Genomic DNA, 13,163 nt, shown 5'->3' on the forward strand with positions numbered 1-13,163 from the left:
CGCGGTGACTCGTGGACGGGCGACAACCATGGGCGCCAGGTGGGGACCCGGTGCCCGACAGCACGGATCGAGTCGGGTCGCGTCGTAAAGCGGCCCGGCTTTCACAGCGCTTTTCACACGTGCGCGAGGAAGGGGGAGGATGTACTCATGCAGCCACGGAACATGTCCATGAGCGGAGTCGTCGACCTCGCCGCGGTGAAGGCGGCCCAGGAGGCCAAGGCGAAGGCGGAGCAGGCGCGCGCCGAAGCGGCCAGGGAGGGCGGCGGAGGCGGGGCCGTGTCTCCCGCCGGCCTCGTCATCGATGTCGACGAGGCGGGATTCGAGCGAGATGTCCTGCAGCGGTCCACCGAGGTCCCGGTCGTCATCGACTTCTGGGCCGAGTGGTGCGAGCCCTGCAAGCAGTTGAGCCCGGTACTCGAACGGCTGGCCGTCGAGTACAACGGACGCTTCGTCCTTGCCAAGATCGACGTCGACGCCAACCAGATGTTGATGCAGCAGTTCGGGATCCAGGGGATCCCGGCCGTGTTCGCCGTCGTGGCGGGGCAGGCGCTGCCGCTCTTCCAGGGTGCGGCCGGAGAGGCGCAGATCCGCGGGACCCTCGACCAGCTCGTCGAGGTCGCCGAGCAGCGCTTCGGCCTGACCGGCCTGACGGTCGACCCCGACGCCGAGTCCGGCAGCGCCCCGGCGGCGCACGAGGTACCGGCAGGGCCCTACGACGCGCTCCTGGAGGCCGCTGTGCAGGCCTTGGACGCGGGTGACTTCGGCGGTGCCGTACAGGCGTACAAGAACGTGCTGAGCGACGACCCCGGCAACACGGAGGCCAAGCTCGGCCTCGCGCAGGCCGAGTTGCTGCAGCGCGTGCAGGGTGCCGACCCGCTCCAGGTGCGCAAGGACGCCGCCGAGAAGCCCAAGGACGTAACGGCGCAGATCGCGGCCGCGGACCTCGACCTGGTGGGCGGGCACGTCGAAGACGCGCTCGGGCGGCTCATCGACACGGTGCAGCGCACGGCGGGCGACGACCGGGATGCCGTACGGCTGAGGCTGTTGGAGCTCTTCGAGGTCGTGGGCGGCGACGATCCGCGGGTGATCGCGGCGCGCCGGGCACTGGCGCGGGCGCTGTTCTGATCGCCTCCGCGACCGGGTTCCGCCCGGTGTGCTGACCTGTTCCTAAACGCCGGGGCGTGTGATGCCCAGGTGAAAGATTTGCCGAGAGAGCGGCAGGTGGCCGCGCTTTACCAAAACTTGGTAAACGCGGCCGCTGTTACTGGGAGTAAGTCGGGGGCGTTGATCTGTCGGATTCTGTCCGAGGATCAACTGTTTTGGCGTCACCCTTGGTGCCACCCAGAGTCGCCGACCGACACCGCCGGGTCGTTGTTCGGTTATCCGGCCGTTACTAGCGAGTAACGAACCCCCTTGTGCGGGCGGCCAGAATGCACCACGATCGGCGACGCTCGGTCCATTCCCCCTACCCCGACAGCCAATCGGGTCAAGGGGTTTTCTGGGTCCCCACCGAGTAGGGGCGGCGGCAGTGGCGCCGGCCCTTGGACAGGGGGGTCTCTGCCGTTCGGCGGAGCCTGTCCAGCAGGTTGTGCGTGATGTGTGTCAGGCGCGACCAGTGGTTGTCGCTCGGGGGTGATCGCCGGTGATGCCGGGCGCAGTTGGCGCTCGACGAGTACGGGCGCTCTCCTTCCCGAGGACGTAGCACTTCTCCCATCCCTGCCCGGCTGAGCCGCCGACATTGGGTCAGTCAGGGCCAGGAGATGTACGTCCGAGAAGGAGGAAATATGGAGTCCCAGGTGCGTGGCGGGACCAGATGGAAGCGGTTCGCGGTCGTGATGGTGCCCAGCGTGGCCGCCACGGCAGCGATAGGTGTCGCCCTCGCGCAGGGCGCTCTCGCCGCGTCGTTCAGCGTGTCGGGTCAGTCGTTCAAGGTGACGGCGGACTCGCTCCACGGAGAAGGCTTCTCGCAGTACGGAGCCATCGACTCGGGGTACACCCTCGACGGCCAGAAGACGGCTCACCCCGTCGCGGTCTCGGCGTTCAAGTCCGCGTCGATCACCAACATGTGCCAGTCCGTGGTCACCCCGAACATCCCGCTGCTCGGATCGGTCAGCCTGGTCCTGAAGGCGGGCGGCGGTGGCACGCCGGTCCAGGCCGAAAACCTGTACATCGACGTCGAGGACCTGCAGGCTGACGCGACGTTCCACAACATCGACATCGGTGTTGCGGCCAAGGACGCCAGCAAGGGTCCGGGCATTGCCAAGGGTGACCAGGCGAACCCGTACGGATTCGCCCAGCAGGCCGATTCGGCCGACCTTACCGATGTGAAGCAGACGGCGTGGGCGACCACCGCCGGTACGTTCAAGCTCAGCGGCCTGAAGATGTCGCTGTCCAAGGGCGTCAAGGAGTGCTACTAGGCACTCCAGGGGCGGGCGGGGGAGCCGGCAGCTGCCCCGCCCGCCCCACCTTTTCCCGCAGTACGTGAACTACTCAAGCGCGTACGCCACACAGTAAAGCCGTTCCAGGGAGCCGTTTCCATGAGCGCCGAGTCACCCGGGCAGAGCGAGCACTATCTCCAAGTCTTCCGGCGGAACTTCCGTACCTGGAGGGGCGATCGCCCGTTCTGGGCCGGCTTGTTCATCCTGCTCGGCGGCTTCCCCATCGCCTACTTCCCGTACGCGAACCTTCAGATCGGTCATCTGACGCTGGCGATGTCCACCACCGCCGGCGCCGGCTCCCTGATCATCGGCGTGCTGCTCTGGGTCCTGGGCATCAGTCTCTGGTTCCAGAAGCACGTACGGACCTTCGCCGGGGTCGCGGCGATCCTGCTCGCGCTGGTCTCCATCCCGGTGTCCAACCTCGGTGGCTTCCTCATCGGCTTCCTCTTCGCCATGACCGGCGGCGCGATGGCGGTCTCCTGGGTTCCTGGAGAGCCCGGCGAGGAGCAGCGTGCGCCGGCGCACAAGAGCGAGGGCGGCGCCCCGGGCGCCCCCGACATCACCCCGAAAACCCCGCACCTGCCGCAGAGCCCGGAGTCCACGGGCCTCCAGCACGGTGCCGACAGCGCGGGCCCCGCGGTCGCCGACGAGTCGGGCGAGCCGAGGGACCTGTCAGGAATGAGCTCCGCTCACGGGGCGAACGGGAGGCACAGTGCCGGCTGACGAGGTGACCCGCGGGATCGAGGTGGACGAGTCCCGGGTGAGAACCGGGCCGCGCCACGCGGCCCCGAGGAAGCCGCTGTTCACCAGGTTCCACGTGCCCGCGGGCAAGGCCGTCGCCATCGCGGCGATGCCGACCGCCGTTCTCATGGGGATGGGGTTCACGCCGACACTCGCCCGGGCCGACGACCACTCGCCCGCCAAGAGCCTGACCGCCGACGAGTACCAGAAGTGCGTCGAGGCTGTGAACGGCAAGGACACGTCGGCCAGTCCGACTCCCTCCGCTTCGGCCTCCTCCTCTTCCTCGCCGAGCGCCGCCGCGTCCGCCGACAAGCCGGATCCGACGCCCTCGGCGAGCACGCCCTCGTCGCCGGACAAGACCTCTTCGCCGGATTCAGGTTCCGACGACAAGGCCGGGTCCACACCGACGCCGTCCGCGAGCAAGTCGGCGCAGAGCAGTGGCGGTGGCAGCGCTTCGACGGCGCCCCCGTCGGCCTCCGCGAGCAGCGGGGGCGACCTGCTGGGCACCATCGGCGACGCGATCACGGGCATCTTCACCGGCGGCAGCGGCTCCACGGCGAGCGCCACCACGAGCCCCGCGCCGTCGGCCTCCGCGTCCGCCCCGGCGAGCGCGACCAAGGGCACCGGCGACACGACCACGTCCGGCACGCTCAAGGACACCACCGGCAAGGTCGCCGACACGGTCAAGAACACCGTGAAGGACACGACCGACACGGCGACGAAGGCGGCCGAGGACACCACCAAGGCGGTCAAGGACGCGACCGGCGCGGTCACCTCGCCCAGCCCGTCCGCGAGCTCCACCACCAACGCGGCGGACTGCCCGGTCGCCACCGACGCCGAGGGCGGCGTCGACAACCCGGTGACCCTGCCCGACGACCCCTGGTACCTGAACGCCAGTTCGCTGCTCCTCAAGGGCGCGGACTACCAGGGCATCGTGAAGGTGAAGACCGCCAACGGTACCGTCAAGAAGGTCCTGAAGTACGTCATCTCCGACGGCACCGACATCGGCGACCTGCACCAGACGGTGAACGACAAGGAGTCCGGCAAGACGTACCACGTGCAGGCCGGCAGCGGTACGACGTCCACCATCCGTGACGGCAAGACGGTGATGTACACCGAAAGCATCTCCGGCAACCTGCTCGGCCTGATCCCGATCACGTTCAGCCCGGACAACCCGCCGCCGCTGAACATACCGCTGATCTACTTCACCAAGGTGAAGGTCGTCCAGGCCGGTCAGTTCGGCGGCACGCTGACGATCCCCGGGCTGCACCAGTACGTGACCGGCTGACGGCCGGTCGCGACCAAGACCCGTCCGGGAGCCGCACACAGGGCTGTGGCCCGGTACCTCCGCTCACGCGGAGGGCCGGGCCACAGTCCTGCGTACCAGCGGTTGGCCGACGAGCTGCCGTGAACCGCCTGTGCGCATCGAACACCGAGGGCGCCCCCTGTCACAGGAGGCGCCCTCAGTGGCGTACGGGGGCCGCGGGTCAGGCGGTGCGACCGCTCTCGCCCAGGTGGTGCACCCGGACCATGTTGGTGGTGCCGGGGACGCCGGGGGGCGAGCCGGCGGTCATCACGACGATGTCGCCGTCGTTGAACCGCTTGAGCTTCTGGAGCTCGTGGTCGACGAGGTCGACCATCTCGTCGGTGCTCTTCACGAACGGCACGACGTGTGACTCGACGCCCCAGCTCAGCGCGAGCTGGTTGCGGGTGCCCTCGTCGGTGGTGAAGGCCAGGATCGGCTGGGCCGCGCGATAGCGGGAGAGCCGGCGGGCGGTGTCACCGGACTTGGTGAAGGCGACCAGGCCCTTGCCGCCGAGGAAGTCGGCGATCTCGCAGGCGGCACGGGCGACCGAACCACCCTGCGTGCGGGGCTTCTTGCCGGGGACCAGGGGCTGCAGCCCCTTGGAGAGGAGCTCTTCCTCCGCCGCCACGACGATCTTCGACATCGTCTTGACCGTCTCGATCGGGTACGCGCCCACGCTCGACTCGGCCGAGAGCATGACCGCGTCGGCGCCGTCGAGGATCGCGTTGGCGACGTCGGAGGCCTCGGCGCGGGTCGGCCGGGAGTTGGTGATCATCGACTCCATCATCTGGGTCGCGACGATCACCGGCTTGGCGTTGCGGCGGCACAGCTCCACGAGGCGCTTCTGCACCATCGGGACCTTCTCGAGCGGGTACTCGACGGCCAGGTCGCCACGGGCCACCATGACGGCGTCGAACGCCGCGACGACGGCCTCCATGTTCTCGACCGCCTGCGGCTTCTCGACCTTGGCGATGACGGGGACCCGGCGGCCCTCCTCGTCCATCACCTTGTGCACGTCGTTCACGTCGTGGGCGTCACGCACGAAGGACAGGGCGACCATGTCGCAGCCCATCCGCAGCGCGAAGCGCAGGTCCTCGACGTCCTTCTCGGACAGCGCCGGCACGTTCACGGCCGTGCCGGGCAGGTTGATGCCCTTGTGGTCCGAGATCACACCGCCCTCGATGACGACCGTCTTGACGCGGGAACCGTCGACCTCGACGACCTTCAGCTCGACGTTGCCGTCGTTGATGAGGATCGGGTCGCCCTTGGAGACGTCACCGGGCAGACCCTTGTAGGTCGTGCCGCAGATGTGCTTGTCGCCGGGCACGTCCTCGATGGTGATGGTGAACTCGTCACCGCGCACCAGCTCGACGGGTCCCTCGGCGAAGGTCTCCAGACGGATCTTCGGGCCCTGCAGGTCGGCGAGGACACCGACGGCCTTGCCGGTCTCGGCCGCGGCGGCCCGGACCCGGTCGTAGCGGCTCTGGTGCTCTGCCTGCGTGCCGTGGCTGAAGTTGAAGCGGGCCACGTTCATGCCGGCTTCGATCAGCGCGACGAGCTGCTCGTGGGAGTCGACCGCGGGGCCGAGAGTACAGACGATTTTCGAACGGCGCATAGGGCGATCCTATCGGTTTGTTTCGCTACGGAATATTCCGTCTGGCGGAAGATACAAAGGGGCGCGCTGCCGCTCAGCTGAGGTGGCACCTGCCCCCCGTTCGAGGTGGCGTGGTGCCGCTCAGATGAGGTCGTGGGACGCGCCCACGAGTGCGTAGGTCTGCGTGGCGATCTCCAGTTCCTCGTCGGTCGGCACCACGGCGACCGCGACCCGTGCGCCCTCGGGGGAGACGAGTCTGGGCCCGTCCCCTCGAGCCGCGTTCAGGTCGGCGTCGACCGCCAGGCCGAGTTCCTCCAGACCGGCCACCGCGGCCTCGCGCACCGGGGCGGCGTTCTCGCCCACTCCGGCGGTGAAGGCGATCGCGTCCACCCGGCCCAGTACCGCGTAGTAGGCGCCGATGTACTTCTTCAGGCGGTGGATGTAGATGTCGAAGGCGAGCCGCGCCTGCTCGTCACCCTCGTCGACACGGCGACGGATCTCCCGCATGTCGTTGTCGCCGCACAGACCGATCAGGCCGCTCTTCTTGTTCAGCAAAGTGTCGATCTCGTCCGTGGACATCCCGCCAACGCGCATCAAATGGAAGATGACCGCGGGGTCCATGTCGCCCGACCGCGTGCCCATGACCAGTCCCTCCAGCGGCGTGAGCCCCATCGAGGTGTCCACGCAGCGGCCGCCCCGTACGGCGGAGGCGGACGCGCCGTTGCCGAGGTGCAGCACGATGACGTTCACGTCCTCGGGGGCCCTGCCCAGGAGCTCGGCCGTCGCCCGGGACACATACGCGTGCGAGGTGCCGTGGAAGCCGTAGCGCCGGATGCGGTACGCGTCGGCGGTCTTCACGTCGATCGCGTAGCGCGCCGCCGACTCCGGCATCGTCGTGTGGAAGGCGGTGTCGAAGACGGCGACCTGGGGCAGGTCGGGGCGCAGCGCCTGGGCCGTACGGATACCGATCAGGTTCGCCGGGTTGTGCAGCGGGGCGACCGGGATCAGCCGCTCGATCTCGGCGAGCACGGCCTCGTCGATGACCGTGGGCGCGGTGAACTGCTGCCCGCCGTGCACCACCCGGTGGCCGATCGCGGCCAGCTCGGGCGAGTCCAGGCCGAGGCCGTCCTTGGTCAGCTCCTCGGCGACGGTCTTGAGGGCGGCGGCGTGGTCGGCGATGGGGCCGATCGTCTCGCGGGTCTCGCCCGTGGTGAGCGCCGTGTGCTTCAGCCGGGAGGTGCCCTCGCCGATGCGCTCGACGAGGCCCATGGCGAGACGGCTGCTGTCGCGCATGTCGAGCAGCTGGTACTTCACCGACGAGGAGCCGGAGTTGAGGACGAGGACGCGGGTGGCGGTCACTGCGGGGGTGCCTTCTGGGTCGAGGGTGGTGGTCATGCCCTGCTCGAAGTCTGGGCCTGGATCGCCGTGATCACGACCGTGTTGACAATGTCCTGTACCAGCGCCCCGCGGGACAGGTCGTTGACGGGCTTGCGCAGGCCCTGCAGGACCGGGCCGACGGCGATCGCGCCGGCCGAGCGCTGTACGGCCTTGTAGGTGTTGTTGCCGGTGTTCAGGTCGGGGAAGATCAGCACGGACGCCTGCCCGGCGACCTCCGAGTCCGGCAGCTTGGTCGCCGCGACGGTCGGTTCGACCGCGGCGTCGTACTGGATCGGCCCCTCGATCTTCAGATCGTCGCGGCGCAGCCGTACCAGGTCGGTGGCCTCGCGCACCTTGTCGACGTCGGCGCCCGACCCGGACGTCCCCGTCGAGTACGACAGCATGGCGATCCGGGGCTCGACGCCGAACTGTTCGGCCGTGACGGCCGACTGGATGGCGATGTCGCAGAGCTGCTCGGCGTCCGGGTCGGGGTTCACCGCGCAGTCGCCGTAGACCAGGACCTTGTCGGCGAGGCACATGAAGAAGACGGACGAGACGATCTTGGTGTCCGGCTTGGTCTTGATGATCTCGAAGGCGGGCCGGATGGTCGCGGCGGTGGAGTGCACGGAGCCGGAGACCATGCCGTCGGCGAGCCCCTCCTGCACCATCAGCGTCCCGAAGTAGTTCACGTCGGCGACGACGTCGTAGGCCAGCTCGACGGTGACGCCCTTGTGGGCGCGCAGGGCGGCGTACTTCTCGGCGAAGCGTTCGCGCAGCTCGGAGGTGACCGGGTCGATCAGCTGGCTGTCGCCCAGGTCGATGCCGAGGTCGGCGGCCTTCTTGCGGATCTGGTCGACCGGACCGAGCAGCGTCAGGTCGCACACGCCCCGGCGCAGCAGCACCTCCGCGGCGTGCAGGACGCGGGCCTCGGTGCCCTCGGGGAGCACGACGCGGCGCTTGTCGGAGCGGGCCTGTTCGAGGAGCTTGTGCTCGAACATCATCGGGGTGAGGCGGTCGCTGCTCGGCGCGGAGACGCGCCTGAGCAGGTCGCTGGTGTCGACGTACCGCTCGAAGAGGCCGAGGGCGGTCTCCGCCTTGCGGGGGGTGGCGGCGTTCAACTTCCCCTCCAGGGAGAAGAGTTCGGCCGCGATAGGGAAGGAGTTGCCGGCCACCGAGATCACCGGGGTGCCGGGGGCGAGGCGGGCGGCGAGGGTGAGGACCTCGTCGCTGGGCCGCTCGTTCAGGGTCAGGAGCACGCCGGCTATGGGCGGGGTGCCGGCACTGTGCGCGGCGAGCGAGCCGACGACCAGGTCGGCGCGATCGCCCGGGGTGACCACGAGGCATCCCGGGGTCAGGGCGTTCAGGAAGTTCGGCAGCATGGCGCCGCCGAAGACGAAGTCGAGCGCGTCCCGGGCGAGGCCCGCGTCGTCGCCGAGGAGCACCTTGCCGCCGAGGGCGTGGGTGATCTGCGCGACGGTGGGCGCGGAGAGGGCGGGTTCGTCGGGCAGCACGTAACAGGGGACGGGCAGACGGTGGTCGATCCGCTCGCTGATGTCGGCGCGGTCGGCCGGGGCCACCCGGTTCACGACCATGGCGAGGACGTCGCAGCCCAGACCGTCGTACGCGCGGTAGGCGTTGCGCGTCTCGGCGCGCACGGACTCGGCGGTCTGCCCGCGTCCGCCGACCACGGGGATCACGGAGGCGCCGAACTCGTTCGCGAGCCGCGCGTTCAGCGCCAGCTCGTCCGGGAACTGGGTGTCGGCGAAGTCGGTGCCCAGGACGAGGACGACGTCGTAGTCACGGGCGACGAGGTGGAAGCGGTCGACGAGGGAGGAGACCAGCTCGTCCGCGCCCTGCTCGGCCTGGAGCGTGGACGCCTCGTGGTAGTCCATGCCGTACACGCTCGCCGGGTCCTGGGTCAGCCGGTAGCGGGCGCGCAGCAGCTCGAAGAGCCGGTCCGGGCCGTCGTGGACGAGTGGACGGAAGACGCCCACCCGGTCGACCTGGCGAGTCAGGAGCTCCATGACCCCCAGCTCGACGACCTGGCGGCCGTCGCCGCGGTCGATCCCGGTCACGTAGACGCTGCGGGTCACGCGTGCTCTCCATCCGTTGCGGCGCTGGGTGGTTTCGGGGCTCGGGAAAATGGCCCACTGGGGTGAGCGGAACCCTCTTGACAATACCTCTGAGGGTAGATAGGGCGCCCGCCAGGACAAACGTCCTGGTGGGAAGGAGGGAATCGTCGGTGGCCTTCGGCTCATGAAACAATCGGACCGGCTCACACGTACCAGCAGCGAGCAGGAGACACAGCACGATGCGTATCGGAGTTCTCACCGCAGGCGGCGACTGCCCGGGCCTGAACGCCGTGATCCGGTCGGTCGTGCACCGAGCGGTCACCAATTTCGGGGACGAGGTCATCGGCTTCGAGGACGGCTACGCGGGCTTGCTCGACGGCCGCTACCGCACCCTCGACCTCAACGCGGTCAGCGGCATCCTCGCCCGTGGCGGCACGATTCTCGGCTCCTCGCGACTGCAGCGCGACCGGCTCCGCGAGGCCTGCGAGAACGCGCAGGACATGGCCCGCGAGTTCGGCATCGACGTGCTGATCCCGATCGGCGGCGAGGGCACGCTGACGGCCGCCCGGATGCTGTCGGACGCGGGGCTGCCGGTGGTCGGTGTCCCCAAGACGATCGACAACGACATCTCGTCGACCGACCGGACCTTCGGCTTCGACACGGCGGTGGGGGTGGCCACGGAGGCCATGGACCGTCTGAAGACCACCGCCGAGTCCCACCAGCGTGTGATGGTCGTCGAGGTCATGGGGCGGCACGCGGGCTGGATCGCCCTGGAGTCCGGCATGGCGGCCGGCGCCCACGGCATCTGTCTGCCCGAGCGCCCCTTCGACCCGTCCCACGTGATGGCGATGGTCGAGGAGCGTTTCGCCCGCGGCAAGAAGTTCGCGGTCATCTGCGTCGCCGAGGGCGCCCACCCCGTCGAGGGCACCATGGACTACGGCCACGGTGCCATCGACCAGTTCGGCCACGAGCGCTTCCAGGGCATCGGTACGGCGCTGGCGTACGAGCTGGAGCGGCGCCTCGGCAAGGAGGCCAAGCCGGTCATCCTCGGCCATGTGCAGCGGGGCGGCACCCCGACCGCGTACGACCGGGTGCTCGCCACGCGGTTCGGCTGGCACGCGGTGGAGGCGGCGCACCGGGGTGACTTCGGCCGGATGACGGCGCTGCGGGGGACGGACGTGCTGATGGTGCCGCTGGCGGAGGCGGTCACGGAGCTGAAGACGGTGCCGAAGGACCGGATGGACGAGGCGGAGTCGGTCTTCTAGGTCGTACGGCCGGGTCGTACGGCCTGGTCGTCGTACGGCCTGGGGTCGCACGGGCTCGGTTCGAGCGGACTCAGTACGTGGTTCTCTGGACCATCGCCCAGAAGTGATCGACGATCCGGTCGAGGAAGTCTCGGCCGGAGTCGTCGGCGTCGGCGGCGGCCGATCCGCCGCTCCAGCTGAGCGTGGCCACCATCTGCCCCTGGTACTCCGAGTGCATCGCCTGGAGGACGTCCTCCAGGAGGCGCCGGTCCAGCGGGATCATCTTCCCGACCGGACGGACGTACGCCTGCCAGCGCGTGGTCACCGCGCTGCGCAAGAGCTCGGCCAGCTTGTCGTCGCGTCCCGTGACGGTGATGAAGTCCCGCAGCGACAGTTCGAGGGTGTCGGCGAGGACGACCGACTGCCGGTCGTTGCCGCGCCACTCGTCGGCCTCCTCCATCCGCTGGTAGGCGAGGAGTTCAAGGCCGACGGTACGGGCGACGTCCTCCTGGGCCAGCCCGCGTGACACGCGGTGCTCACGCAACGTCCTTGGCGCGCCGATGAGTTCACCCGGCGAACACCACAACACGCTCGCGAGCGCGGTGAGTTCGGGCCCGCTGGGGGTGGTCGTCCCTCTCTCCCAGGCCAGGACGAGGTCGGGGGTGACGTACGGCAGCCCGTACGAGGCTCTCATCCCGTACGCGACGTGCTCCGGGCCCATGCCGAGGGCGGCCCGCAGCCTGCGGGCGGCCGGAGCGTTGAAGGGCGGGGTGGGCTGATGGGCCTGCGGTCGCTGCACGCGCACAAAGTATGGGGCCGGGGCGGCGGTGACTACGGTCTGTTCGGCCACAATCACGGATCGTACGAACATACGGCTCTGCCCTCACCGCCCCTTCTCGTCCGAACCTCCCAGGGGTTCGGGGCCGGGGATGTGGCCTGCGGGCGGGTGGTGGCTGGTCGCGCGGTTCCCCGTGCCCCTGAGGGTGCGTCGAAAAATCGTTTGATTCGGTCACCTAGGGTGAGGGCATGACGACCGCACCGCGCCTCGAGCAGATCACCCCTGGCAATTTCGACACCGCGATCGGACTGAAGGTCCGCCCCGATCAGGAGCACCTGGTCGCGCCCGTCGTGAAGTCGCTGGCCGAGGCCTATGTGTATCCGGGTGTCGCCTGGCCCCGCCTCATCGTGGACGGGGAGCGGACCGTCGGGTTTTTGATGGCCTTCTTCGACATCAACTGGGACGGAGGCGAGACGGGCACCGACCTCCGCTCCGGGCTGTGGCGTCTGAACATCGCGGCCGCGGAACAGGGCAGGGGGTACGGCCGCTTCGCGGTCGAGGCCGTGGCCGCCGAGATCAGGCGCCGCGGCGGCACCCGTCTCACGGTCACCTGGCATCCCGGCGAGACCGGCCCGGAAGGCTTCTATCTCGGGCTGGGATTCAAGCTGACCGGAGAGACGAGCGGGGGGCAGACGGTGGGGGTGCTGGAGTGGGAGGAGGAGTAGGCCTCGGCCTTGGCCTCGGCGGGTAGGGGCAGGCCCGGCCCTCACCCCTTGACCGCGCCGCCCAACGCGAACCCCCCGCCCAATCGCCTGGCCACCAGTACGTACAGCAGGATCACCGGCGTCGAGTAGATGACCGAGAACGCGGCCAGTTGTCCGTAGACCACCGTTCCCCGGTTTCCGAAGAAGTCGTTGATGCTCACGGACGCCGGCATCTGGTCCGGTGTCAGCAGGAGCATGAACGGGACGAAGAAGTTCCCCCACATCATCACGAACGAGAAGACCGTCACCACCGCCACCCCCGGCCCCATCAGCGGCAGCACGATCCGTACCAGGGACTGGAGCGACGACGCCCCGTCCGTCCACGCCGCCTCCTCCAGCTCCTTCGGCACGCCGTCCATGAAGTTCTTCATCAGCCAGATGGCGAAGGGGAGTTGGGACGCGGCGAAGAAGAAGATCGTGCCCTGCACGGTGTCGATGAGGTTCACCCGTACGAACAACGCGTACACCGGGACCATGATCGCCGTGATCGGCAGGCACGTCGCGAAGAGGATCGTCAGGAGGAAGGGACGGTTCAGTCGCGAGCGGAACCGCGACAGCGGATACGCGGCCAGCGCCGCGCACACCACCGTGAGCAGTGTCCCGCCTCCGCACAGGATCAGGCTGTTGAGCAGCGGTGTGTAGGTGATGTCCGGTTTCAGGACCGCGTCGAAGTTGTCCAGCGTGAGACCGTCCGGGACCTGCACCCTGAGGCCCGCGTGCGGGTCGAGGGCGGACAGGACCACCCAGGCGAGCGGGAGGGCGAAGGCGGCCGCCACCACCAGCAGGCCCGCGTCGGCGGCCAGCCGGCGGCCGGTGCGGCGGGACCTCGGTGTCGTACGGACCGGCATC

11 protein-coding genes are annotated in these 13,163 nt (G+C 69.2%); 6 read left to right on the top strand and 5 right to left on the bottom strand.

The annotated features are described in order from the left end of the window. Positions 1–147 precede the first annotated feature (147 nt). The 4 genes from AAFF41_RS32150 to AAFF41_RS32165 all read left to right on the top strand — a co-directional run bounded on the left by AAFF41_RS32150 (position 148) and on the right by AAFF41_RS32165 (position 4,467). The gene (locus AAFF41_RS32150) at positions 148–1,125 is read left to right on the top strand and encodes a tetratricopeptide repeat protein (RefSeq protein ID WP_319746155.1); all 978 of its coding nucleotides are present in this window, start codon (positions 148–150) and stop codon (positions 1,123–1,125) included. Between the two features lie 659 nt (positions 1,126–1,784). Further along, complete coding sequence (locus tag AAFF41_RS32155; protein WP_054233181.1) at positions 1,785–2,417, top strand: DUF6230 family protein; 633 nt, start codon at positions 1,785–1,787, stop codon at positions 2,415–2,417. A 120-nt stretch (positions 2,418–2,537) separates the two neighbouring features. Further along, positions 2,538–3,161, top strand: a complete 624-nt coding sequence (locus AAFF41_RS32160; RefSeq protein WP_319746152.1) for a DUF6114 domain-containing protein — start codon at positions 2,538–2,540, stop codon at positions 3,159–3,161. Beyond that, positions 3,151–4,467, top strand: coding sequence for a hypothetical protein (locus AAFF41_RS32165; protein WP_343325044.1), 1,317 nt, complete (start codon positions 3,151–3,153; stop codon positions 4,465–4,467). The genes AAFF41_RS32160 and AAFF41_RS32165 overlap by 11 nt, the downstream gene beginning before the upstream one ends. A gap of 199 nt (positions 4,468–4,666) precedes the next feature. On the opposite strand, the gene pyk is transcribed toward AAFF41_RS32165, so the two are convergent. From pyk to pta, 3 genes are all read right to left on the bottom strand, one after another. After that, positions 4,667–6,100: a pyruvate kinase gene (pyk, locus tag AAFF41_RS32170; RefSeq protein WP_319746147.1), complete on the bottom strand. Its 1,434-nt coding sequence runs from the start codon at positions 6,098–6,100 to the stop codon at positions 4,667–4,669. Positions 6,101–6,220: 120 nt separating this feature from the next. Then, positions 6,221–7,438 (bottom strand): acetate kinase, encoded by a 1,218-nt coding sequence (locus AAFF41_RS32175; RefSeq protein WP_319746829.1) that lies wholly within the window; start codon positions 7,436–7,438, stop codon positions 6,221–6,223. Between the two features lie 32 nt (positions 7,439–7,470). Continuing rightward, complete coding sequence (pta, locus tag AAFF41_RS32180) at positions 7,471–9,549, bottom strand: phosphate acetyltransferase (RefSeq protein ID WP_319746145.1); 2,079 nt, start codon at positions 9,547–9,549, stop codon at positions 7,471–7,473. 218 nt (positions 9,550–9,767) lie between these two features. Between pta and AAFF41_RS32185 the strand changes: the two genes are divergently transcribed. Beyond that, positions 9,768–10,793, top strand: a complete 1,026-nt coding sequence (locus tag AAFF41_RS32185) for an ATP-dependent 6-phosphofructokinase (protein ID WP_319746143.1) — start codon at positions 9,768–9,770, stop codon at positions 10,791–10,793. A 70-nt stretch (positions 10,794–10,863) separates the two neighbouring features. Here the strand turns inward: AAFF41_RS32185 and AAFF41_RS32190 are convergent, their stop codons facing one another. After that, a complete protein-coding gene (locus AAFF41_RS32190; RefSeq protein WP_319746825.1) occupies positions 10,864–11,493 on the bottom strand; it encodes an XRE family transcriptional regulator in 630 nt (209 codons plus the stop codon). Positions 11,494–11,798: 305 nt separating this feature from the next. Between AAFF41_RS32190 and AAFF41_RS32195 the strand changes: the two genes are divergently transcribed. Next, positions 11,799–12,275: a GNAT family N-acetyltransferase gene (locus tag AAFF41_RS32195; RefSeq protein WP_319746141.1), complete on the top strand. Its 477-nt coding sequence runs from the start codon at positions 11,799–11,801 to the stop codon at positions 12,273–12,275. Positions 12,276–12,316: 41 nt separating this feature from the next. Here the strand turns inward: AAFF41_RS32195 and AAFF41_RS32200 are convergent, their stop codons facing one another. Then, complete coding sequence (locus AAFF41_RS32200; RefSeq protein WP_319746139.1) at positions 12,317–13,162, bottom strand: carbohydrate ABC transporter permease; 846 nt, start codon at positions 13,160–13,162, stop codon at positions 12,317–12,319. Position 13,163 lies beyond the last annotated feature (1 nt).

Source organism: Streptomyces mirabilis, assembly GCF_039503195.1.
GTDB lineage: Bacteria > Actinomycetota > Actinomycetes > Streptomycetales > Streptomycetaceae > Streptomyces > Streptomyces mirabilis_D.

What these genes read in the sequence shown, in the direction of transcription:
- AAFF41_RS32150 (WP_319746155.1), top strand. Translation starts at nt 148, where the DNA reads ATGCAGCCACGGAACATGTCCATGAGCGGAGTCGTCGACCTCGCCGCG.
- AAFF41_RS32155 (WP_054233181.1), top strand. Translation starts at nt 1,785, where the DNA reads ATGGAGTCCCAGGTGCGTGGCGGGACCAGATGGAAGCGGTTCGCGGTC.
- AAFF41_RS32160 (WP_319746152.1), top strand. Translation starts at nt 2,538, where the DNA reads ATGAGCGCCGAGTCACCCGGGCAGAGCGAGCACTATCTCCAAGTCTTC.
- pyk (WP_319746147.1), bottom strand. Translation starts at nt 6,100, where the DNA reads ATGCGCCGTTCGAAAATCGTCTGTACTCTCGGCCCCGCGGTCGACTCC.
- AAFF41_RS32185 (WP_319746143.1), top strand. Translation starts at nt 9,768, where the DNA reads ATGCGTATCGGAGTTCTCACCGCAGGCGGCGACTGCCCGGGCCTGAAC.
- AAFF41_RS32190 (WP_319746825.1), bottom strand. Translation starts at nt 11,493, where the DNA reads ATGGGCCCGGAGCACGTCGCGTACGGGATGAGAGCCTCGTACGGGCTG.
- AAFF41_RS32195 (WP_319746141.1), top strand. Translation starts at nt 11,799, where the DNA reads ATGACGACCGCACCGCGCCTCGAGCAGATCACCCCTGGCAATTTCGAC.
- AAFF41_RS32200 (WP_319746139.1), bottom strand. Translation starts at nt 13,162, where the DNA reads ATGCCGGTCCGTACGACACCGAGGTCCCGCCGCACCGGCCGCCGGCTG.